Source organism: Streptomyces sp. NPDC045899 (genome assembly GCF_056431485.1).
On record NZ_JBWKKP010000037.1, the window covers coordinates 1 to 21,155 of the forward strand.

A 21,155-nucleotide genomic window follows, 5' to 3' on the forward strand; every position below is an offset into this window, starting at 1 on the left:
CCCCCCCCCCCCCCCCCCCCCCCCCCCCCCCCCCCCCCCCCCCCCCCCCCCCCCCCCCCCCCCCCCCCCCCCCCCCCCCCCCCCCCCCCCCCGCGTCCGTCAGCCGCCGCCGTCGTCCTGGCCGCCGCCGGGATCCTCCTCGCCGCCGCCCTCGTCGCCCTCGCCGCCGCCGGGGTCCTCGACCGGTGGCTCACCGGTCGGCAGCCCGGTGGGCGGGTCGAAGGTCGGGATGTCGGTGGGCAGGTCCGGCAGGTCGGTGGGCAGCTCCGGGACCGAGGTGTCCGGCGGCGTGGTGTCCGGGGGTGTGGTCACCACCGGCGGCGGGCTGGTCGGGGTGTCCGGGGTGGCCGGGACATCGTCCGGGGCGCCGCTGCCGTCCTCCAGCCGCAGGTCGAACTCGGTCGCGGCCTCCCCCTCCAGCGCGCTCCCGGTGTACTCGGCCCAGATCTCGGCGGGATAGCCGCCGCCGTTGATCCGGTCCAATCCGGTCGCCCCGTACAGCGGCTTCTGCACCCCGGTGTTGGAGTCCTGGCCCATCACGGCCACGACGGTCGCCAGGTCCGGGGTGTAGCCCGCGAACCAGGCCGCCTTGTCCTCCTCCGCGGTACCGGTCTTGCCCGCCGCCGGGCGCTCGGCGGCCTGTGCCGCGGTGCCGGTGCCGCCGTCGACGACGCTCTGGAGCACCTGGGTGGTGGTGTCGGCGGCGACCCGCGGAATGGCCTGGCGGGTGTCCCGGGACGGCAGTGCGACCTGCGCACCGTCCTTGGTGATCTCCTTCACCAGGGCGTAGTGCCCGTGCCTGCCATGGTTGGCGAGGGTCGCGTACGCCTCGGTCATGTCCAGCACGCTGGCGGTGGCCGGGCCCAGCGCGATGGAGGGGGAGGCGTGCAGATCGGGGGTCTTCTCGGGGATGCCGAGGTCGAGCGCGGTCTGCTTGACCTTGCGCGGGCCGACGTCCTCGGCCATCTGCGCGTAGACCGAGTTCACCGAGTTGTCGGTGGCCGAGGTGACGTCGATGTCGCCGTAGTCGACATCGTCCTCGTTGGCGGGGGAGTAGCCGGTCGGGCCGTCCCGGCCGATCACCTCGCGCTTGTTGTCGCCGTTGTAGAGGGTGTCCGGCGTGATCGTCTGGCCGTCCTGGGTGGTGGCCCCGTGGTGCACCGCCGAGGTGAACACGAACGGCTTGAAGGTGGAGCCCACCTGGTAGTCGCGCCGGGTGGCGTTGTTGACGAACTGCTTGGTGTAGTCGATGCCGCCGTAGAGGGCGACCACCTCACCGGTCTTGGGGTCGATCGAGGCACCGCCCGCGCGGACGTAGGAGTCGACCTTCCGGTCCTTGCTGAGCCTGCTCATCAGGCGGTCGCGCACGGCCCCGGCGAAGGCGTCCTGCCGGTCGGGGTCGATCGTGGTGGTGATGCGGTAACCGCCGCGCGCCAGGGTCTGTTCGTCGATGATCCCGTTGCTGGTGAGGTAGTCCTGGACGGCCTCGATCAGATAGCCGCGCTGGCCGGAGAGACCGGAGGCGGCGCGGGCCGCGGTGGGCGCGGGGAAGGTCATCTCCTGCCGCTCGGCCCGGCTCAGCCAGCCCTTCTTGACCATGCCGTCCAGGACGTAGTTCCAGCGGGCCACGGCCTGCCGCTTGTTCTGCGGGTGGGCGATGACGTCATAGGCGCTGGGGGCGTTGAGCAGGGTGGCCAGATACGCGCTCTGGGCGGTGTCCAGCCGGTCGATGTCCTTGCCGTAGTACGCCTGGGCGGCGGCCTGGATGCCGTAGGCGTTGCGCCCGAAGTAGCTGGTGTTGAGGTAGCCCTCGAGGATCTTGTCCTTGCTCACCTCGCGATCGAGCTTGATCGCGATGAAGAATTCCTTGGCCTTCCGGGTGACGGTCTGTTCCTGGTCCAGGTAGTAGTTCTTCACGTACTGCTGGGTGATGGTGGAGCCGGACTGCTTGCCCTTGCCGGTGGCGGTGTTCCAGCCGGCCCGGACCATCGCCACGGGGTTGATCGCCGACTCGGAGTAGAAGTCCCGGTCCTCGGCGGCCAGCACCGCGTGCTGGGTGGTCTTGGGCACCTGGCTGAGCTGGACGTTCTCCCGGTTGACCTTGCCCTCGCGGGCCAGCGGACTGCCGTCGGAGTAGAGGAAGACATTGCTCTGGGCGATGGCGGCCTTGTTGGCCGGGGGGATGTCGACGAGCAGGTAGCCGGTGACGAGTCCGCCCGCGACCAGGGCGACGATCAGCAGGAAGCCGCCCAGCACCATCCGCCACGTGGGGATCAGACGGCGCCAGCCGGTCCGGCGGGGACGACCCTTTCGTCCCTTACGGGACTTTCCGGACATTCCGCCGTTACTGCCTCTGCCACTCGGGCCACCCGTGCCGGCTGCGCCGCCGACGATCAGCTGGGGCTCGTCGCTCATGTCTCCTGAGACTCCTCGGCCGCCGTCGAGGGTTGCGCCGCGGCGGAATCGTACATGGTTGGGCGATTCACGTCGTACGCCCCATAAAGCACTGTCGCATCATCCGTTCCGGCCCGCGGCCCGGGCACGCACCCGTGATGGGTCTGTGACCGCCTGAAAGGATGATTTCCCTCACACCTTCCGGTGAAAAACCCATGGCCCCTTCTCCCGCGCCAGGACTAGGCTCCTGAACTTTGGTGCCACGGAGGGGGGAACGGGCGGATGCGGCTGTACGCGGCCGTCGCGCTGAGCGCCTTCAAGCGCTACGCGACCTACCGGATCGCGACCGTGGCCGGGGTGTTCACCAACACCGTCTTCGGCTTCATCCTCGCGTACACCTACACCGCGCTGTGGGACGAGCGCCCGCACCTGGGCGGCTATGACCTCGCCCAGGCGCTGACCTTCGTCTGGCTGGGGCAGGCGCTGCTCGCGGCCACCGCGCTGATGGGCGGCGGCTTCCAGGAGGAGCTCCAGGAGCGCATCCGCTCCGGTGACATCGCCGTGGACCTCTACCGTCCGGTCGACCTCCAGCTGTGGTGGCTGGCGGGGGACCTGGGGCGTGCGCTGTTCCAGCTGCTCGCCCGCGGTGTGGTGCCGCTGCTCCTCGGTGCGCTGGCCTTCCGGCTCACCCTGCCCGCCGCACCGTTGACCTGGCTGTGGTTCCTGGTGTCGGTGACGCTCGGGGTGTGCGTGGGGTTCGCGGTGCGCTATCTGGTGGCGCTGGCTGCCTTCTGGCTGCTCGACGGCACCGGGCTGACGATGCTCAGCGGACTGCTGTGCCTGTTCTTCTCCGGGATGATCCTGCCGCTGCACGTCTTCCCGGGGCGGCTCGGCGAAGTGGCCCGTGCGCTGCCCTGGTCGGCGATCCTCCAGGTGCCCGCCGATGTCTTCCTGGAGCGGCACCGGGGGACCGGACTGCTGTGGGCCTTCGGTTTCCAGACCGCGTGGGCGGCGGTGCTGTTCGCGGCCGGACGACTGCTCCAGTCGGCCGCCACCCGGAAGGTGGTGGTCCAGGGTGGGTGACCGTACCGCCGACCGGGGGGACGGCTCCCGGCTGATCCAGGGCGTGCGCGCCTACGGGCTGATCGTGGGGATGTGGGTGCGCTCGACGATGGCGTACCGCACCTCGTTCCTCATCATGACGCTGGGGAACCTCGCCGCGACCGCGCTGGACTTCGTGGCCATCGCGCTGATGTTCTCGCACGTCCGGACCCTCGGCGGGTTCACCCTGCCCGAGGTGGCCCTGCTCTACGGCACCACCAGCACCGCCTTCGGCCTCGCCGACCTGCTGCTCGGCAATATGGAGCGGATCGGCCGGCGGGTGCGCGACGGCACGATGGACACCCTGCTGGTGCGGCCGGTGCCGATCCTCGCCCAGGTGGCCGCCGACCGGTTCGCGCTGCGCAGACTCGGCCGGATCACCCAGGGGGCGGCGCTGCTGTGCTGGGCGCTGGTCCGGCTGGACATCGACTGGACGCTGGACCGGGTGCTGCTGGTGCCGGTGATGCTGCTGAGCGGCGGCGCCATCTTCGGGTCGGTGTTCGTCCTCGGCGGCGCCTTCCAGTTCTGGGCCACGGACGCCAGCGAGGTGCAGAACTCGGTGACCTACGGCGGGAACACACTGCTGCAGTACCCGCCCACGATCTTTGCCAAGGAGCTGCTGCGCGGCGTCACCTTCGTCATTCCGCTGGCCTTCGTCAACTGGCTGCCCGCGCTGCACATCCTGGGCCGCCCCGATCCGCTGGGCCTGCCCGGGTGGATCGGGTTCGCCGCACCGCTGGTCGCGGCGGGGTGCGCGGCGGTGGCGGGCCTGGCCTGGCGGGCGGGGCTGCGGGCCTACCAGAGCACGGGGAGCTGAGGGATGGACAGGACGGACGGGCCGGGCGGCACGGACGGCTCCGGCGAGGCCCTGATCGAGCTGGACGGTGTCGAGAAGGTTTTCGAGGTGCGCCGACGCGCCGGACTGCTGCGCCGGGAGCGGCGCCAGGTGCGCGCCGTGGACGGCATCAGCTTCCGGGTGCGGGCCGGGGAGATGGTCGGCTACATCGGGCCCAACGGTGCCGGGAAGTCCACCACCATCAAGATGCTGACGGGCATTCTGCTGCCCAGCGGAGGGCGGCTGAGGGTCGCCGGGATCGACCCCTCGCGGGAGCGGACCCGGCTCGCCCGCCGTATCGGCGTGGTCTTCGGCCAGCGCACCACCCTGTGGTGGGACCTGCCGCTGCGGGACTCCTACGCCCTGGTGCGGCGGATGTACCGGATCCCGGACGCCCGGTACCGGGAGAACCTGGACCGCTGTGTGGAACGGCTGAACCTCGGCGCGCTGCTGGAGGTGCCGGTGCGTCAGCTCTCACTCGGCCAGCGGATGCGCGGGGACATCGCGGCGGCGCTGCTGCACGATCCGGAGGTGCTGTACCTGGACGAGCCGACGATCGGGCTCGATGTGGTGAGCAAGGCCAAGGTGCGGGAGTTCCTGCGGGACCTGAACGCCGAGCGCGGCACCACCGTGCTGCTCACCACCCATGACCTGACCGACATCGAACAGCTGTGCCGCCGGGTGATGGTGATCGACCACGGCCGTCTGGTCCACGACGGCGGGCTGGACGCGCTGCACGCGGTGGGCGACAGCGAACGCACCCTGGTGGTCGACCTGGAGCGGGAGATGGCGCCCATCGAGATCCCCGGCGCCCGGACGGTGCGGGTCGAAGGGCCGCGCCAGTGGCTGGCGTTCCCGGCGACGAGCAGCGCGGCGCCGGTGGTGGCCGCGGTGGCCGACGGCTATCCGCTGGTGGACCTCTCGCTGCGGGAGCCGGACATCGAGGACGTCATCGCGCGGATGCTGGAGTCCGCCCGGCGCGAGCGCCCCGGTGCGGTGCCCGGTGCCGTCGCCGACACCGCCGGGGACGCGGCCGGAGCCACCGGAACATGACACCGCCCGCGCCGGCCGGGCCCCATTACGCTGTCCGTATGACAAGCGCTGGATCTTCCCAGGGGGAGGGCCCCGACGTTCCGGACCCCTCCCAGATGCGGGCCTCCGATGCCGAGCGTGAGCGCGTCGCCGAGGCGCTCAGGGAAGCCGTCGCCGAAGGCCGCCTGGACATGGAGGAGTTCGAGGAGCGCCTGGACGCGGCCTTCCGGGCGCGCACCCACGCCCAGTTGGAGCCGCTGGTCCGGGACCTCCCGGTGCCCGCGGGCGGCACCGGCGCGCTCTCCGCACCCGAGCGCCGCGAGGAGTGGGACGGGCGGGTCGGGGGCACGCCCACCTCCCGCGTGGCCGTCGCGATCATGGGCGGCTTCCAGCGCAAGGGCACCTGGACCGCACCGCGCAGGTTCACCGCCTTCACCCTCATGGGCGGCGGGGAGATCGATCTGCGCGAGGCGCGGTTCGAGGGCCGGGAGATGGTGATCCGCTGCTTCGCGTTCATGGGCGGGGTGCAGGTCATCGTCCCGCCGGAGGTCGAGACGCATGTCGGCGGCGTCGGCATCATGGGCGGCTTCGACCAGAGCGGGGAGGGCGACGGCGATCCGGGCGCGCCCCGGGTGACGGTCACCGGGCTGGCGGTCTTCGGCGGGGTCGGCGTCGAGCGCAAGCTGCGCAAGACGGACGCGCGGCGGCTGAAGGCCGAGCGGCGCAGGCTCAGGGCGGAGAACAAGGAGCTGCTGCGGGCCGAGCGGCGGGAGCGCCGGGAGGAGCGCCAGGAGCGGCGTACGGACCCCGGGACCGGACCGGCGGGCGCGGTGTCCCTGGAGAAGGAACCGCCCGGGAGCGGCCGGCCCCAGGACTGATGCCACCGAGGTCCGGCCGGGGCGGCGCCGTACGCCCCCCCGGCGGCCCCGGCGGTCTCACAGCTCCGCTGCCGCGGTGCCCTTCAGGTGGTCCAGGTTCAGCGCCCGCGCCATCGCCCGGTAGCCCGCGTCGCTCGGGTGCAGATGGTCGCCCGAGTCGAAGGTGGGCCGCATCCGCAGCGGGCTGACCGGATCGCGCAGCGCCTTGTCGAAGTCCACGACCTCGTCGAAGACCTTCCCGGCGCGGATCTGGGCGTTGATCTGCTCGCGTACGGCGTCCAGCCGCGGGGTGTAGCCGCGGTGGCCGTAGAAGGGCGTCAGCGTGGCGCCCACCACCCGCAGCCCCCGGGCGTGCGCCTGCTCGGTCATCCGCTTCAGCCCGGCCACGATCTTGTTCGGGTCGGTCTGGTGCGGGATACGGAGTATGTCGTTGATGCCCAGCTCGATGATCACGGCCTTGACGCCGGTGCGGGAGAGGACGTCGCGGTGGAACCGGGAGAGCCCGCTGGGGTTGTTGGGCGGGTACTGGGTGCCGTCGCTCAGCACCCGGTTGCCGCTGATGCCCTGATTGAGCACGCCCAGCCGGGGCGCCCCGGGCTCGGTGCGCAGCCGCTCGGCGAGGAAGTCGGTCCAGCGGCGGTTGGCCCCGGCGGTGGAGGTGATGCCGTCGGTGATGGAGTCACCGATGACGGCGACCGACCCCTGTGCCTCCTTGGACCACACGTCCACGCCGGTCAGATAGCGCCAGTACGGGCTCTGCTCGGTGTACGCCGCGCCCGCCGTGTCCTCCGTGCGGTCGCCGCGCGCCATGTACGAGGTCTGGCGGGCGTGCGGGTGGTAGGTGACCGAGCCGGACGCCTCCGGGGCGTAGGTGGTGACCAGCAGGTCCGCGGCGTCCGGCACGTTGAGCCGGACCGGGTCGCTGGTGGCCGCCTTGCCGGGCGGGATGGTCACCCAGGAGCGGTTGCCGAAGGTGAGGCGGCGCATCGTGCCCGCCGCCGCGGTCGGGTTGCTGGGGGCTGCCGCCAGCGCCACCGAGGCATGCGTGATCCGCAGCGGCCGGGCGCTGTAGAAGTTCGACAGCTGGATCCGGGCGCTGCTGCCGCCGACGCTGGCACGGATCACGTTCCGTATCGACATGCCGGACATTCCACGGAAAGTGGTCCTCGGCTCGGCCGCCGCCGCCGAGGTGGACCAGGTGCCCACCCAGGAGCCGGACGAGGCCGGATCGGCTGAGCCGCGGGTACGCGCACCGGTGTCCATGTCGTCCTCGTCACCGCCGACCCCGACGAATATCGCGGTGGAGACGAGGATCACCACGGCCGCCAGCGCAGCGAGCACGGTGTAGCCCGTGCGTCGGGGCATAGGTGGCACGCTCATGGGCGGGTGTCTCCTCGGGCGACGGAGCCCGAGGCTCCGATACGTGGACGGGAACTGCGAGTGTGTCAGCAGCGCCGCATGGGTCCGGGTGGTCCCCCCATGATCCCATGGCGGGCTGTGGCTCCGCCCGTCGGCCTGCCCCCAAGTGTGCAGGGATGTTCCCCCTGACAGACGACGGGAACCCGCCGTTCGTTCCACAAGTGGGCGACCGAAACAGGAAAGAGACAATGCATGAGGGGACGGCGCGACCGGGTGGAGCCAATGGACCGGACAACAGCGGGTGAGAAGACGCACAGACCGCCGCGCGGCGGTCCGGGCGGTCTGACCGCCGACACCCCGCTCGACGAGGAGCGACGGCGCGGGGTACGGCGGATGAAGGTGCTCGCCACCGGTCTGCTGGTCGCCGTCGCGCTGGTGTACACCCTCGCCAAATGGGCAGCGTCCTCCGGGGCCGGAGGCTGGGCCGGCTACGTCGCGGCCGCCGCCGAGGCGGGCATGGTCGGCGCGCTGGCCGACTGGTTCGCGGTCACCGCGCTGTTCCGGCGGCCGATGGGGCTGCCCATCCCGCACACCGCCATCATCCCCACCAAGAAGGACCAGCTCGGAACCAGCCTGGGCGAGTTCGTCGGGGAGAACTTCCTCTCCGGTGACGTGGTGCGGACACGGCTGCGCTCCGTCGGCATCGCCGGGCGGCTCGGCACCTGGCTGGCCGAACCCGCACACGCCGACCGGGTGACGGACGAACTGGCCACCGCGCTGCGCGGCGCGCTCACGGTGCTGCGGGACTCCGATGTACAGGCGGTGGTGGGCGAGGCCATCACCCGGCGGGCCGACACCCAGGAGATCGCGCCCGGCCTGGGCAAACTGCTCTCGCACATCGTCGCGGACGGCGGCCACCACCGCGCCGTCGACCTGGTCTGCATGCGGGCCCACGACTGGCTGGTCGAGCACAACACGTCGGTGATGGACGCGGTGACCGGCGGCGCCCCCGGCTGGACGCCGCGCTTCGTGGACCGCAAGGTGGGCGAGCGGGTCTACCGGGAACTGCTGCGCTTCGTGAGTGAGATGCGTGACATGCCCGCCCATCCGGCGCGCGGCGCCGTGGACCGCTTCCTCACCGACTTCGCCCAGGACCTCCGGTCGCACACCGACACCCGGGCCCGGGTCGAGCGGCTGAAGGGGGAGGTGCTGGGCCGCCCCGAGGTGCAGGACCTGATCGCGTCGGCCTGGGCGTCGGTACGTTCGATGATCGTCGCGGCCGCCGAGGACGAACACAGCGAACTGCGGCGCCGGGCGCGGGAGGCCATTCTGTCGCTGGGCACCCGGATGGTGACGGACACCCGGCTGCGCGGCAAGGTGGACGGCTGGCTGGAAGACGCCGCCGTCTATGTGGTGACGACCTATCGGGACGAGATCACCTCGCTGATCACCGACACGGTGGCGGGGTGGGACGCCGAGCACACCTCACGGAAGATCGAGGCCCATATCGGGCGCGACCTCCAGTTCATCCGGATCAACGGCACGGTGGTCGGCGCGCTCGCCGGACTGGTCATCTACACCGTCTCGCGCGCACTGGGCGGTTGACCGGCGCGCGTCTCTGGCGGGTGCGGCCGGCAGGCCCTATGGTGCCCCTCCCCGGAGGGAGACCGGTGTGCGACGTCAACGAGGCCAGGGGCCGCGGCAGCGGCGGTTACGGCGGGGCACCGCGGGGCGGGGCCGGGGGCGGCGTACGACGGCCGCCCGGGTGCTGTGGACTGGGGGTGAGCTCGCGGTCACCCTGGGGGTCGTCATGCTGCTCTTCGTCGTCCACCAGGTGTGGTGGACCAACCGCCAGGCGCGGCAGGGCGCCCAGCGCGAGGTGGCGGCCCTGGAGCGGGAGTGGCGTACGCGGGGGCCGGACGGCTCCGCGCCGGACGCGGACCCCGCGGGCCCGGGACCGTCCGGGCGGGGCCCGGAGCGCGACCGCGCCGGTGCCGCCCGCACCGGGCAGGACTCCGGTGGGGCCGCCCGCGGCCCGGGGCGGGACCAGTCCTACGCCGTGCTGCGCATCCCGCGGATCGGGCTGACGGTCCCGGTCGCCGAGGGTGTGAGCCGGTCCGCCGTGCTCAACCGGGGCTACGTGGGCCACTATCCGGGCACCGCCCAGCCGGGACAGGCGGGCAACGTCGCGCTCGCCGGGCACCGCAACACCCACGGCGAACCGTTCCGGCAGCTCGACGAGGTACGCCGGGGGGACACGGTGCGCATCGACACCGCGGCGGCCCGCTACACCTATGTGGTGGAGCGCACCCTGCCGCGGACCTCGCCCCGCGACGGCACGGTGACCGCGAAGGTGCCGTACAGCTCGGCCCGTCCGGGGCAGCGCTTCACCGAACCGGGCTACTACCTCACCCTCACCACCTGCACCCCCGAATTCACCTCCCGCTACCGGCTGGTGGTGTGGGGGCGGCTGAAGACGGCCGTACCGCGCGCGGCCGGGTAGTGCGCGCGGGTGCCTACACTGGACCGCACGGAAGGCGAACGGGGAACGGACAGGGGGAGCGGCGGGATGACCCACCGGTTCGAGCGGCTGCGGATGCACCTGGGGGTGTGTCTGTTCCTGCTGACCGGGGCCCTGCTGACCCAGACCGGTCTGGTGAGCGCCGTCGCGTTCGCCGCCACCACGGCCGCCACCGCCGCCCTCGCCGCCGCGCTGCTGACCTGCGTGTTGCTGGCCTCCCACGGCCGGGTGCCCACACCGCCGGGCCGGATCCGCACCGCGATCAGGGACCGTGAGCGGCGTACCGCCTTCCTTCCGCAGCGGGACCCGGACGCCTCGGGGCGTCCGAGGCCGCGAGCGCCGGGCCGTCGTCCGCAGACGGCCGCGCAGGCGTAGGAGTCCGAAGGCGTCACCGGCGCCCCCTCATCCGTACCGCCAAGCCGCGCGGTTCGTCACGCCGATCCATCCCATCCGGCCATCCGGCCGTCCGGCACGACGAGATCCGCGGAGTTCTCCCTTGTCCCTCTTCTCCTGCCTCGGCAGTCTGCTGTCCACCCTCGCCGACCGACTCGACCCGCTGTTCGGGACATCCGCCACGGCCGCCGCGATCGTGGTCTTCACCCTCTGCGTCCGCGCCGCGCTCCACCCGCTGACCCGCGCCGCGGTGCGCGGGGAGAAGGCGCGCGCCCGACTCGCCCCGAGGTTCGCCGAACTGAGCCGCCGCCACCGCGACGACCCCGAGCGGCTGCGGCGCGCCCTGGGCGAGTTGCGGGCGGAGGAGGGCGCCTCGCCGATGGCGGGCTGCCTCCCGGCCCTCGTCCAACTCCCCGTCTTCTTCCTCATGTACCACGTCTTCTCCACCGGCAGCGGCGCCGGCGACCTGCTGGACCACACACTGGCGGGCGCCCCGCTGGGCGACCGGTGGGACGGTGCGCCGGACGGTTCGCAGGGCCTGGTCCACCTGTCCCTCTACGCGCTGATCGCGGCGGTGGCGACCTGGACCTGGTGGCGCGCCCGCAGGACCGCCGTGCCCGGCGCGCCGGGTCTGGCCCGGGTGCTGCCGCTGCTGTCCTTCGGAACCGTGCTCACCGCGGCGCTGGTCCCGCTGGCGGCGGGGCTGTACCTCGCGACCAGTACGACCTGGACAGCGGTGGAGCGGGCGCTGCTGCACCGCGGCACGAGCTGACGCCCCCGGTCCGGTCTGTGAACACGGTCTTGCGGACCGGAGAGCGCTCTTGGAGGATCATCCGACCCGGCCGTCCCCCGGACTCGTCCCTTCGACGACGGGAGTCGTGAGATGAAGTTGCTGCGTGTGGGACCGGCCGGTGCGGAACGCCCGGCACTGCTGGACGACACCTCGGGCACTCTGCGCGATCTGTCCGGCCTGGTACCGGACATCGACGGCGCCCTGCTCGCCGATGACGCCGCCCTCGCCCGGATCCGTGCGGCGGCGTCGGCGGAGGGCGCCGCGGCGCTGCCCGCGATCGACGACGGCGGGGTGCGGACCGGCCCGCCGCTCGGCCGGATCGGCAAGGTCGTCTGCATCGGGCTGAACTACCACGACCACGCGACCGAGACCGGCGCCGCCCTTCCCCGGGAGCCGATCGTCTTCATGAAGGCCCCGGACACGGTGGTCGGCCCGCGGGACACCGTGCTCGTTCCGCGTGGCAGTGTGAAGACCGACTGGGAGGTCGAACTCGCCGTCGTCATCGGCCGTACCGCGCGGTACCTCGACTCCGACGAGGCGGCCCTCGCTGCCGTCGCGGGCTACACCATCGCCCACGACGTCTCCGAGCGCGCCTTCCAGATCGAGCGCGGCGGCCAGTGGGACAAGGGCAAGAACTGCGAGACGTTCAACCCCCTGGGCCCCTGGCTGGTGACCGCCGACGAGATTCCCGATCCGCAGGCCCTGGGGCTGCGGCTGTGGGTCAACGGCGAGCTCAAGCAGAACGGCAGCACCGCCGACCAGATCTTCGGGGTGGCCCATGTGGTCCGCTACCTGAGTCAGTTCATGACCCTCTACCCGGGTGACGTCATCAACACCGGCACCCCGGCGGGGGTGGCCCTGGGCCACCCCGAGCCCAAGCCGTATCTGCGTGCGGGTGATGTGGTCGAGCTGGAGATCGACGGACTGGGGCGCCAGCGCCAGGAGTTGAAGGACGCCTAGCGCCCCGCCGGGTGCGGTGTGGGGGAGCCGGCGGTCAGGCCGTGGCCGCCAGGTGACGCTCCAGCGCCTCCACCACCAGTGCGTGGTCCTCCGCCTGCGGAAGGCCCGAGACCGCGACCGCGCCGATGACCCCGGTGCCGGTCACATGCAGCGGGAAGGCGCCGCCGTGGGCCGCGTAGCGGTCCGGGTCCAGCCGGGACGACTCCTCGAAGGTGGTGCCCTTGGCCCGGAAGCGGGCGCCGACGAGGTACGAGGCGTTGCCGTAGCGCTCCACCACCCGGCACTTGCGGTCCAGCCAGGCGTCGTTGTCCACGCTGGTGCCGGGCAGCGCGCGGTGGAAGAGGCGCTGTCCGGCGCGGCGCACCGTGATGGTGACGGCGGCGCCGCGCTCCCGGGCGAGGTCGGCGATCAGACAGCCGAGCCGCCAGGCGTCGTCGTTGTCCAGCCGGGGCAGCCGCAGCCGCCGTTCCTGCTCCTCCAGCCGGGCGATCAGGTCACGGTCGGCGTCGGCCCGTCGGCCGGGGGTCTGCGGTGTGCTCATGCCGTGCCCTCCAGATGGACCGTACGGTGCTCGGCGTCCGACAGCCGGGCCGCCTCCAGGACGCGCAGGGCCGCCGCGGCCTCGGCGGCGGTGACCGGCGGACGGCCGCCGTCGCGCAGGGCGGCGGCCACGCCCGCGTAGTAGGCCGGGTAGGCGCCGGGCAGGGTCGCGACGGGGGTGCCGCCCCCGGTCAGCGGTGACTCTCCCGCGCCCAGCCGCCCCCAGGCGCTCTCCGGTTCGGCGCCCCAGGGACCGGCGTCCGGACCGCCGGGGCGCAGCCCCTCGCGGAGGGCGGCCTCCTGGGGGTCGAGGCCGTACTTCACATAGCCCGCCGCACTGCCCAGCACCCGGAAGCGCGGACCGAGTTGGGCCGTGGTGGCGCTCATCCAGAGGTGGGAGCGGACGCCGTCGGCGTGGGTGAGTGCGATGAAGGTGTCGTCGTCGGCCCGCGCCCCGGGACGGCGTACATCCACCTCGGCGTAGACGGAGAGCACCGGGCCGAAGAGGGTCAGCGCCTGGTCGACCAGATGGCTGCCCAGGTCGTAGAGGAGTCCGCCGACCTCGGCCGGGTCGCCCGACTCCCGCCAGCCGCCCTTGAGCTGCGGCCGCCACCGCTCGAAGCGGGACTCGAAGCGCTGGACGCTGCCGAGCGTGCCGTCGGCGATCAGCTTCCGCAGGGTACGGAAGTCGTTGTCCCAGCGGCGGTTCTGGAAGACGCTCAGCAGCAGCCCGCGCGCGTCCGCGAGCGCGGCCAGCTCCTCCGCCTCGGCGGCGGTCGCGGCGAGCGGTTTGTCCACCACGACCGGCAGCCCCGCCTCGAGCGCCGTGCGGGCGAGCGGCACATGGGTGCGGTTCGGGGAGGCGATGACGATCAGGTCCAGCTCGTCCGCGCGGCCCCACAGCTCGTCGGCGGAGTCCACCAGGCGGACATCGGGGAACTCGGCGCGCGCCTGCCGCTGCCGCTCGGCGCTGGAGGTGACGACGGTGTCCAGGACGAGACCGTCGGTCGCGGCGATCAGGGGCGCGTGGAAGACGGAGCCCGCCAGGCCGTAGCCGATCAGTGCTACGCGGAAGGCGCTGTTGTGGTGGTCGTCCATGACAGCCACTTTGACAACGCTGTTGCGAAAGTGCAAGCGCGCGCCACAATGGAAAGGTGAACGGTTCCATCTCCGGGCCGGCCGGACCCGGCGCCAATCTGTCCGCCCTGCGCAGCCACAATGCCGCGCTGGTCCTCGGTCTGCTGCGGGCCGCGGGCGAGGACGGCGCCAGCCGACTGGAGCTGGCCGCCCACACCGGCCTCACTCCGCAGGCGGTCAGCAAGATCACCGCCCGGCTGAGGGCGGAGGGCCTGGCCGCCGAGGCCGGACACCGCCCTTCCACGGGCGGCAAGCCGCGCACCGTGCTCCGGCTGGTCCCCGGCGCCCGCCACGCCATCGGGCTGCACCTCGACCGCGATGAGCTGACGGCCGTCCTCGTCGACCTCGCGGGCACCCCGGTGGCCGTACGGACCGCCGACTTCGACTTCGGCGCGGGGGCCGAGCGCGCGCTGACCGCCGCCTCGACGCAGGTCCGGGCGCTGATCGAGGACGCCGGTGACCTGCTGGCCACGGACGGCGGGCTGCTCGGCGTGGGCGTCGCCGCGCCCGGTCCGCTCGACCACGATTCCGGGGTGCTGCACCGGGTCACCGGCTTCCCCCAGTGGGAGGGCTTCCGGCTGCGCGACGCGCTGGAGCGGCGGCTCGGCATCCCCGTCGTACTCGACAAGGACACCAATGCCGCCGCGCTCGGCCTGGGGACCGCCGAGTCCTCCGCCTATCTCCACCTGGGCACCGGTCTGGGCGCCGGGCTCGTGCTCGGCGGAGGCGTCTACCGGGGTGCGCGGACGGACGCGGGGGAGTTCGGCCACCAGGTGATCCAGCTCGACGGACCGCGCTGCGGCTGCGGCAACCACGGCTGTCTGGAGGCGCTGTGCCTCGCCGCCGTCGCGCGCGGCGAGACGGCCGTGGCGGCCCGGCTGCTCGGCGTCGGCGCGGCCAATCTGGTGCGGCTGCTCGACATCGACCGGGTGCTGCTCGGCGGCCGGGTGGTGCTGGCCGACCCCGCCCCGTACGTCCGTGGGGTCTCCACGACGCTGGCCGAGGACTCGGTACGGGCCAGCCGTCCCATCGTCCCGGTGGAGGTGGTGGAGCGCGGCAACCGCGCGGTGGTGGAGGGCGCGGCCGAACTCGTGCTCGCGCCGCTCTTCGCCCGCGGCTGATCCGGGGGCGAGCCGGGGCGGGTCCGACTGGGCCGATCGTGTGGGTTGTGACCGCCAGACGAGGGCAATCGGCGCCCTTCGCGGTGTGTCGCCGTGCGGAGGTGGAAGGGAACGGACTGCTCGGGGAAACGCCGTAGGACTCCAGAGGTTCACTCATGCGCCGTTCCACCGCACTGTCCCTGCGCGCCGTCCTCCCGGCGGCCGCGATCGCGCTCGTCCCGGCTCTGTACGGGCTCGCGCCCCACGCGGACGCTGCCGACACCGAGGCCGAGCCCAGATCCGGCACCGGCGCGGACACCAGACCCGGGGCCGCGGAGGTGGCCGCGCCGGTCTGCGGCAGCCAGGACAGCGCGGAGTTCCCGATCGCCGCCCGCCTCCACGACGGGCCGGACCGCTACGCGCGGGGCGGCGGCTGGCGCACCTGGCACCTGGAGCTGCGCAACACCACGGACACCGGCTGCCGGGCCGTCCACCCCATCGCCGTGCTCGTCGACCGGGCCCGCGCGCTGCGGCCCGAAGACATCGGCTTCGAGTTCCTGGACCGGACGGCCGACGGCGGCACCTGGCGGCCGGTCTCCTTCGAGACGACGGACCAGGACGAGAACCTCGGGGTCTTCGACGACCAGTTCGCCGGCTTCACGGTGCCCGCGGGCAAGACCGTGGACGTACCGGTGCGGACCCGCTTCGGCGCTGCCGCGTCGAGCGGGAAGGTGACAGCCAACGTCATCGCCGTCCAGCGCCGCGAGGACGACGGTGACTGGGTCGGGCAGTCCAACGACTACGAGTTCAGCGTCGGCGACACGGATGCCTCCGGCGGGACGGACGGGACGGACGGGACGGACGGCACCGGCTCCGATGCCACGACACTGCCCAAGGATCCGGGCGGTACCGACGGCAAGACGGACCCCGGTGGTACGGGAGGTACGGCGGATCCCGGTGGTACGGGAGACACCGGCGGTACCGGTGGTACGGGAGACACCGGCGGTACCGGTGGTACGGCGGATCCTGGCGGCACCGGTGGCACGGCAGACCCCCGCGGCAAGGTGGACCCCGGTGGCAAGGTGGACCCCGGTGGTACCGGCGGTACGGGAGACGCAGGCGGCACCGGCGGCACCGGTGGTACGGCGGATCCCGGCGTTACCGGTGGCACGGCGGACCCTGGCGGCACGGTGGATCCCGGTGGTACCGGCGATACGCCTGACATCGGCGGCACGGCGGATCCCGACGCCACCGCGAGCCCTGACGACACCAAAGCCACGGCCGCCCCGAGCGCGCCGTCGACCCGGGGGCTGACCCCGCCCCGCGTGAAGCCGTCGGCCCCGAGCCCGAGTCCGTCCGCGTCGTCCGGCAGCGGCAGCGGCAGCGGGACCGCGGAGGAGAGCCCCGCCCCGGTGCCGCCCAGCACGGACACCGGGACGGAGAACGGGGACGACACCGGGACCACGTCCGAGACCACGCCGGAGGACTCCGGCACGGACGCGGGCACGGACGGCACCGGTGACGACGAGGACACCGGGGTCAGCGTCGATCCCGAGACCGACACCGGAGTCGAGGACCCCGGTACGACGGACCCGGGCCTGGAGGATCCCGATGCCACCGAGCCCGGTGACACCGGCGACACCGGAACCGGCACCGAGGACCCCGGCCTCGAAGACCCGGCCACCGAGGACCCTGACGCCACCGACCCCAACCCCGGTGACACCGGCGACACCGGAACCGGCACCGAGGACCCCGGTCTGGAAGACCCCGGCACCACCGACCCCGGTGACACCGGTGACACCGGAACCGGCGACACCGGAGCCGATGACGGGGGTTATGACAAGGGCGGACAGGAGGACGGTGACCACCAGTCCCACCACCGGCCGCCCGAGCTCGCCGAGACGGGCCGCGGCGCCGTGCTCGCGGGACTCGGCGCGCTCAGCGTCGCGCTCCTGACCGGTGGCACCGTCCTCCTGGTGAAGTCCCGCCGCACGGAGAGGTGAGAGCGGGCGTCGGCGGTACGGCGGTTACTGCTGGCCCCGGGGCCCCTCGCCCCGGCGGCCCAGCTCGTCGTCGAGCTTGTCCGAGCCGGTCTGGATCTGGTCCGAGTACTTGCCGCCGGTCTTCTTGTCCGCCGTGTCGGCCCCCTTGCGCGCGGCCTGCCGGGTCTTGTCCGGGTGCTTGCCGAGCGCGCCCTTCAGCTTGTCCATCATGCCCATGACGGTCTCCTTACGGTCCGGCTCGTCCAGGGGCGAAAGCCACCCCTCGGGGCGGAAGCCACCCCTCCTCAGGATCAGACACCTGTGCTGGTCTGTCGCGCTGGACGGCCGGGTCCCACCGTGACGCGGCTGGTTACCCCGCTGTCCTGCCCGGTTAGGCTGAGGGCGTCGCCAGCCGGTCGGCCCGGTCCCCGCGGCCGTGCCGACCCTCAGTGGTCAAACCGAGCGGAGAGCAACCAGTGGCAGAGCGCAAGCCGATCGAGTCATGGCTCACCGACATGGATGGCGTGCTGATGCACGAGGGGATACCGGTCCCGGGTGCGGACGCCTTCGTCAAGCGGCTGCGGGAGACCGGTACGCCCTTCCTCGTGCTGACCAACAACTCCATCTACACCCCGCGCGACCTCCAGGCCCGGCTGGCCCGGATCGGGCTCGAGGTGCCGGTGGCCAACATCTGGACGTCGGCGCTGGCCACCGCCCAGTTCCTGGACGAGCAGCGGCCCGACGGCACCGCGTATGTCATCGGTGAGGCGGGGCTGACGACCGCGCTGCACGACATCGGCTACGTCCTCACCGACGTGGAGCCGGACTACGTGGTGCTCGGGGAGACCCGTACCTACAGCTTCGAGTCGCTGACCAAGGCCATCCGCCTGATCAACGACGGTGCGCGGTTCATCGCCACCAACCCCGACGAGATCGGCCCCTCGGCCGAGGGCGCGCTGCCCGCCACCGGGTCGGTGGCCGCGCTGATCACCCGGGCGACCGGCCAGGAGCCGTACTTCGTCGGCAAGCCCAATCCGCTGATGATGCGGGCCGGGCTGAACGTGATCGGCGCGCACTCCGAGTCCAGCGCGATGATCGGCGACCGGATGGACACCGATGTGCGGGCCGGTCTCGAGGCGGGTATGGAGACCTTCCTCGTCCTCACAGGTGTCACCAAGGGCGAGGAGGTCGACCGGTTCCCCTACCGGCCGTCCAGCGTGGTCGACTCCATCGCCGACCTGGTCGATCGCATCCGCTGAATGCCCTGAACCGGCCTGAATCTCCGTAAAACGCCGGGCGACCCGTTCGGCGCAGTCGGGGTCCGCAGCGGATGCGGGTCCCGGCCGGGCGCGTGAGCCTCGTGAGTGGAGGAGGTTCACCATGCGCTCAGCCGCCCTCACTCTCTGTTCCGTCGTTCTGGGCTCCGTCACTCTCTGTTCCGTCGCCGCTCCGGCCCTCGCCGGTCAGCGGCACGACGGCTCCGCCACGATCCGGGTCGGTCCGCTCGCCGTTCCCCCCGGTGCCGAGGTGGAGGTGCGCGCCTTCGGCTGTCCCGGCAAGGCGGCCACCGCCTCGTCCGCGGTGTTCGTCGACGACGCCGAGCTGACGCCGGAGGGGGACGGGCTGTTCAGCGAGGCGACGATCCGCTCCACCGCGACGAGCGGCGCCCACCGGGTCACCGTGGACTGCGGTGACCCGGCGAGCGCCGCGGACGCGCGGGAGAAGGTGTCCGTCGCCGTCGAGCGCCCGCCCTCGCCCATCGCCCCGGCACACGCGGGCGGCGGGGGCAGCGCGCCCGCCGGAGAGCGGATGCGCGAGGACTTCGGCGGCGCGGAGGCGTACGGCCTGGCGCTCTCCGGCGGTACGGCGCTCGTCGTGGGCGGACTCGCGGTGCACCGGCGCCGCCGCCGTCCCTCCGGTCCGAGGGTGGGCCGAGCGTGATGGACGGCTACGGATACGGAACGGGAAGCGGCCGGGGCGGCGGCCTCGGGGACGAGGACGGCGGGAGCGGGACCCGGAGGTTCCGCGGCGCCGGCCGGCTGGCCATGGGGGTCGCCTGGGCGGTGCTGCTGCTCGGCCTGTGGATGTGGGGCCGGGACACCACGGAGGGGACGGGGGGATCGGTGCCGATGACCGGCGATGTGGCCGCCGTCGGACGCCCGCCCGCCCATCCGCTGCCCCCGGCACACGCCCCGATGCCGTCCGCGCGCCCGAAGAGCGTCGAGGTCGAGGCGGCGGGGATCCGGGCGCCGGTGGTCGCCGGCGGTCTGGACCGCGAGGGTGCGCTCAAGCCGCCGCCGTACGACCGGGCCGGTTCGGTCGGCTGGTACCGCGCGGGCCCCGAACCCGGTTCCGCGGGCGCGGCCCTGTTGGTGGGTCATCTCGACACCCGGTCCAGGCCCGCGGTCTTCCACGGGCTGGGCGACCTCCGGCGCGGGGCCGCCGTGCGGATCGCGCGGACCGACGGCACCACGGCGGAGTTCACCGTGGAGAGCGTCGAGCTGATGCCCAATGAACGCTTCGACGCCCGGCGGGCGTACGGGGCGCACACCCGGGACCGGGCAGAACTGCGGCTGATCACCTGCGGGGGCCGGTTCGACCCGGAGACCCGGTCCTACAGCGCCAATGTGGTGGTCTCCGCGTATCTGACGGGTACGGACGGGCGGCCGGCGCATCCGGTGGGCGCCGCGGGCGGCGGCTCACGCTGACGGGGTCTTCCCCGCCGCCCGGTGTGAGAACTGCCACGCACAGGCCCGCTGACGAGGGCCGGCCGTCGCACCCCGCGGGGGCGGGGGGCCGGGTCGGGATGCGGCTCCGCCGCGCGGGCTCGACCAGCCGTGACGCTGCCGCGGACGCATGACGGCACATCACGGTTCCTCCCGCGGGGCGTTTAGTGCGGCGGGGCGAAAACGCGGGCCGGGGTCGCCGATGCGCCCCCGAGCCTCCGGCGCGTTGTGTAAGGATTGATTCGACCGGTCTTGTCCCGCCGGGGGACCACGGCGTGTTCCTCGCAGCGTGCACCCAAGGGGGAGTGGATGTACGGCAGTTACGCGCGCCGTCGGCATCACGTTGCCCGTCTTCGCGCCCGTCGTGGCCGTACCCGCGCCGTCTCGACGGCCGGAGCCCTGCTGTCGCTGGTGACGCTCTCCGGCTGCTTCGGCTCCTCGGGCGGCGGTGACGGCGACCGTTCCGCCTCGGCCGAGCGGTCCCGGCAGCGGCCCAAGGCCACCGTGCCGTACTGGGTGAACCCGGACGGGAGCGCCGCCAAGCAGGTCGCGGCGTACCGCAAGAAGGGCGAACGGAGCCAGGCGCGGCTGATAGAGAAGATCGCCGACCAGCCGGTCGCGGAGTGGCTCGGACTGGACGACCCCGAGGGGCAGGCGAGCGGTTTCACCCACGCCGCCGCCGCGGCCGACCGCAGCGCGCTGCTGGTCTTCTACGAGATCCCGCACCGTGACTGCGGGCAGTACAGCAAGGGCGGCGCCGCGGACGGCAACGCCTATCGCGCCTGGCTGGACAAGGCGGTCCGCGGGATCGGCAACCGCTCCGCGACCGTCATCCTGGAGCCCGACGCGCTGCCGCACGTGGTGGACGGCTGTACGCCCAAGAAGTTCCACGAGGAGCGGTACGACCTGCTGACGGGCGCGATCGACAAGCTCAAGGGGCTGCCGCGCACCAAGGTCTACCTGGACGCCGGGAACCCGCGCTGGATCACCGATCCGCGCCGGATGGCGCAGCCGCTGAAGCGGGCGGGCATCGCCAAGGCCGACGGCTTCGCGCTCAACATCTCGAACTACCAGACCACGAAGGAGAACATCGCCTACGGCAAGAAGCTGTCGGCGATGGTCGGCGGCAAGCCGTTCGTGATCGACACCAGCCGGAACGGGAACGGACCGGCTCCGGGGAAGGACCACCAGGCGTGGTGCAATCCCACGGGCCGCGCGCTGGGTGAGTCCCCGACCACCGATACCGGCGACGACCGGGTCGACGCCTATCTGTGGATCAAGCGTCCGGGCGAGTCGGACGGCACCTGCAAGGGCGGCCCCAAGGCCGGACAGTGGTGGCCGCGGTACGCGCTCGACCTCGTCCGTAACGCCGTATAGGCGCCGGTCGCGCCGTTCCGGCCGGAA

General features: G+C 72.9%; 20 protein-coding genes. 15 read left to right on the forward strand and 5 right to left on the reverse strand.

All coding sequences use genetic code 11. The features are described from left to right. Positions 1-99: 99 nt before the first annotated feature. On the reverse strand, positions 100-2,415 hold the full coding sequence (locus tag AC07FT_RS33940) for a transglycosylase domain-containing protein (RefSeq protein ID WP_479179939.1): 2,316 nt from the start codon (positions 2,413-2,415) through the stop codon (positions 100-102). Between the two features lie 261 nt (positions 2,416-2,676). On the opposite strand from AC07FT_RS33940, the gene AC07FT_RS33945 reads away from it, so the two are divergent. The 4 genes from AC07FT_RS33945 to AC07FT_RS33960 all read left to right on the forward strand — a co-directional run bounded on the left by AC07FT_RS33945 (position 2,677) and on the right by AC07FT_RS33960 (position 6,240). Continuing rightward, on the forward strand, positions 2,677-3,477 hold the full coding sequence (locus tag AC07FT_RS33945) for an ABC transporter permease (protein ID WP_479179940.1): 801 nt from the start codon (positions 2,677-2,679) through the stop codon (positions 3,475-3,477). A 70-nt stretch (positions 3,478-3,547) separates the two neighbouring features. Then, positions 3,548-4,312, forward strand: a complete 765-nt coding sequence (locus AC07FT_RS33950) for an ABC transporter permease (protein ID WP_479180007.1) — start codon at positions 3,548-3,550, stop codon at positions 4,310-4,312. A gap of 3 nt (positions 4,313-4,315) precedes the next feature. After that, positions 4,316-5,383 (forward strand): ABC transporter ATP-binding protein, encoded by a 1,068-nt coding sequence (locus tag AC07FT_RS33955; protein ID WP_479179941.1) that lies wholly within the window; start codon positions 4,316-4,318, stop codon positions 5,381-5,383. 38 nt (positions 5,384-5,421) lie between these two features. Beyond that, positions 5,422-6,240 carry a DUF1707 SHOCT-like domain-containing protein gene (locus AC07FT_RS33960; protein ID WP_479179943.1) on the forward strand — a complete coding sequence of 273 codons (819 nt, stop codon included), beginning with the start codon at positions 5,422-5,424 and terminating at the stop codon, positions 6,238-6,240. Between the two features lie 57 nt (positions 6,241-6,297). Here AC07FT_RS33960 and AC07FT_RS33965 read toward each other — a convergent pair whose 3' ends face one another. Further along, the gene (locus AC07FT_RS33965) at positions 6,298-7,620 is read right to left on the reverse strand and encodes an SGNH/GDSL hydrolase family protein (protein WP_479179945.1); all 1,323 of its coding nucleotides are present in this window, start codon (positions 7,618-7,620) and stop codon (positions 6,298-6,300) included. A gap of 261 nt (positions 7,621-7,881) precedes the next feature. On the opposite strand from AC07FT_RS33965, the gene AC07FT_RS33970 reads away from it, so the two are divergent. The 5 genes from AC07FT_RS33970 (at position 7,882) to AC07FT_RS33990 (ending at position 12,266) form a co-directional block, all read left to right on the forward strand. Continuing rightward, positions 7,882-9,204, forward strand: a complete 1,323-nt coding sequence (locus AC07FT_RS33970) for a DUF445 domain-containing protein (protein WP_479179946.1) — start codon at positions 7,882-7,884, stop codon at positions 9,202-9,204. A gap of 67 nt (positions 9,205-9,271) precedes the next feature. Then, a complete protein-coding gene (locus tag AC07FT_RS33975) occupies positions 9,272-10,102 on the forward strand; it encodes a class E sortase (protein ID WP_479179947.1) in 831 nt (276 codons plus the stop codon). Between the two features lie 66 nt (positions 10,103-10,168). Further along, positions 10,169-10,495, forward strand: coding sequence for a DUF6412 domain-containing protein (locus tag AC07FT_RS33980; protein ID WP_431776679.1), 327 nt, complete (start codon positions 10,169-10,171; stop codon positions 10,493-10,495). A 121-nt stretch (positions 10,496-10,616) separates the two neighbouring features. Further along, positions 10,617-11,285 (forward strand): YidC/Oxa1 family membrane protein insertase, encoded by a 669-nt coding sequence (locus AC07FT_RS33985; protein ID WP_479179948.1) that lies wholly within the window; start codon positions 10,617-10,619, stop codon positions 11,283-11,285. 111 nt (positions 11,286-11,396) lie between these two features. Continuing rightward, entirely contained in the window at positions 11,397-12,266 is an 870-nt protein-coding gene (locus AC07FT_RS33990; RefSeq protein ID WP_479179949.1) for a fumarylacetoacetate hydrolase family protein, read from the forward strand. A gap of 34 nt (positions 12,267-12,300) precedes the next feature. Here AC07FT_RS33990 and AC07FT_RS33995 read toward each other — a convergent pair whose 3' ends face one another. Further along, complete coding sequence (locus AC07FT_RS33995) at positions 12,301-12,807, reverse strand: heme-degrading domain-containing protein (RefSeq protein WP_479179950.1); 507 nt, start codon at positions 12,805-12,807, stop codon at positions 12,301-12,303. Continuing rightward, positions 12,804-13,904, reverse strand: a complete 1,101-nt coding sequence (locus AC07FT_RS34000) for a Gfo/Idh/MocA family protein (protein WP_479179951.1) — start codon at positions 13,902-13,904, stop codon at positions 12,804-12,806. The genes AC07FT_RS33995 and AC07FT_RS34000 overlap by 4 nt, the downstream gene beginning before the upstream one ends. A 56-nt stretch (positions 13,905-13,960) precedes the next feature. Between AC07FT_RS34000 and AC07FT_RS34005 the strand changes: the two genes are divergently transcribed. Continuing rightward, on the forward strand, positions 13,961-15,064 hold the full coding sequence (locus AC07FT_RS34005) for an ROK family transcriptional regulator (protein WP_479179952.1): 1,104 nt from the start codon (positions 13,961-13,963) through the stop codon (positions 15,062-15,064). Positions 15,065-15,219: 155 nt separating this feature from the next. After that, positions 15,220-17,046 (forward strand): hypothetical protein, encoded by a 1,827-nt coding sequence (locus AC07FT_RS34010; protein WP_479179954.1) that lies wholly within the window; start codon positions 15,220-15,222, stop codon positions 17,044-17,046. Positions 17,047-17,070: 24 nt separating this feature from the next. Here AC07FT_RS34010 and AC07FT_RS34015 read toward each other — a convergent pair whose 3' ends face one another. Then, positions 17,071-17,262: an antitoxin gene (locus AC07FT_RS34015; RefSeq protein ID WP_479179955.1), complete on the reverse strand. Its 192-nt coding sequence runs from the start codon at positions 17,260-17,262 to the stop codon at positions 17,071-17,073. Positions 17,263-17,501: 239 nt separating this feature from the next. On the opposite strand from AC07FT_RS34015, the gene AC07FT_RS34020 reads away from it, so the two are divergent. The 4 genes from AC07FT_RS34020 to AC07FT_RS34035 all read left to right on the forward strand — a co-directional run bounded on the left by AC07FT_RS34020 (position 17,502) and on the right by AC07FT_RS34035 (position 21,128). Next, a complete protein-coding gene (locus AC07FT_RS34020) occupies positions 17,502-18,284 on the forward strand; it encodes an HAD-IIA family hydrolase (RefSeq protein ID WP_471203018.1) in 783 nt (260 codons plus the stop codon). A gap of 121 nt (positions 18,285-18,405) precedes the next feature. After that, on the forward strand, positions 18,406-18,966 hold the full coding sequence (locus tag AC07FT_RS34025; RefSeq protein ID WP_471203017.1) for a hypothetical protein: 561 nt from the start codon (positions 18,406-18,408) through the stop codon (positions 18,964-18,966). Next, positions 18,966-19,733 carry a class F sortase gene (locus AC07FT_RS34030; RefSeq protein ID WP_479179957.1) on the forward strand — a complete coding sequence of 256 codons (768 nt, stop codon included), beginning with the start codon at positions 18,966-18,968 and terminating at the stop codon, positions 19,731-19,733. Before AC07FT_RS34025 ends, AC07FT_RS34030 begins: the two co-directional genes overlap by 1 nt. A 327-nt stretch (positions 19,734-20,060) precedes the next feature. Continuing rightward, the gene (locus AC07FT_RS34035; protein WP_479179959.1) at positions 20,061-21,128 is read left to right on the forward strand and encodes a glycoside hydrolase family 6 protein; all 1,068 of its coding nucleotides are present in this window, start codon (positions 20,061-20,063) and stop codon (positions 21,126-21,128) included. Positions 21,129-21,155: the final 27 nt, after the last annotated feature.

Bases quoted from the DNA above. Each gene is read 5' to 3' on its own strand.
- AC07FT_RS33940 (WP_479179939.1), bottom strand. From the start codon at position 2,415: ATGAGCGACGAGCCCCAGCTGATCGTCGGCGGCGCAGCCGGCACGGGT.
- AC07FT_RS33945 (WP_479179940.1), top strand. From the start codon at position 2,677: ATGCGGCTGTACGCGGCCGTCGCGCTGAGCGCCTTCAAGCGCTACGCG.
- AC07FT_RS33950 (WP_479180007.1), top strand. From the start codon at position 3,548: ATGTGGGTGCGCTCGACGATGGCGTACCGCACCTCGTTCCTCATCATG.
- AC07FT_RS33955 (WP_479179941.1), top strand. From the start codon at position 4,316: ATGGACAGGACGGACGGGCCGGGCGGCACGGACGGCTCCGGCGAGGCC.
- AC07FT_RS33960 (WP_479179943.1), top strand. From the start codon at position 5,422: ATGACAAGCGCTGGATCTTCCCAGGGGGAGGGCCCCGACGTTCCGGAC.
- AC07FT_RS33965 (WP_479179945.1), bottom strand. From the start codon at position 7,620: ATGAGCGTGCCACCTATGCCCCGACGCACGGGCTACACCGTGCTCGCT.
- AC07FT_RS33970 (WP_479179946.1), top strand. From the start codon at position 7,882: ATGGACCGGACAACAGCGGGTGAGAAGACGCACAGACCGCCGCGCGGC.
- AC07FT_RS33980 (WP_431776679.1), top strand. From the start codon at position 10,169: ATGACCCACCGGTTCGAGCGGCTGCGGATGCACCTGGGGGTGTGTCTG.
- AC07FT_RS33990 (WP_479179949.1), top strand. From the start codon at position 11,397: ATGAAGTTGCTGCGTGTGGGACCGGCCGGTGCGGAACGCCCGGCACTG.
- AC07FT_RS33995 (WP_479179950.1), bottom strand. From the start codon at position 12,807: ATGAGCACACCGCAGACCCCCGGCCGACGGGCCGACGCCGACCGTGAC.
- AC07FT_RS34000 (WP_479179951.1), bottom strand. From the start codon at position 13,904: ATGGACGACCACCACAACAGCGCCTTCCGCGTAGCACTGATCGGCTAC.
- AC07FT_RS34010 (WP_479179954.1), top strand. From the start codon at position 15,220: ATGCGCCGTTCCACCGCACTGTCCCTGCGCGCCGTCCTCCCGGCGGCC.
- AC07FT_RS34015 (WP_479179955.1), bottom strand. From the start codon at position 17,262: ATGGGCATGATGGACAAGCTGAAGGGCGCGCTCGGCAAGCACCCGGAC.
- AC07FT_RS34025 (WP_471203017.1), top strand. From the start codon at position 18,406: ATGCGCTCAGCCGCCCTCACTCTCTGTTCCGTCGTTCTGGGCTCCGTC.
- AC07FT_RS34030 (WP_479179957.1), top strand. From the start codon at position 18,966: ATGGACGGCTACGGATACGGAACGGGAAGCGGCCGGGGCGGCGGCCTC.
- AC07FT_RS34035 (WP_479179959.1), top strand. From the start codon at position 20,061: ATGTACGGCAGTTACGCGCGCCGTCGGCATCACGTTGCCCGTCTTCGC.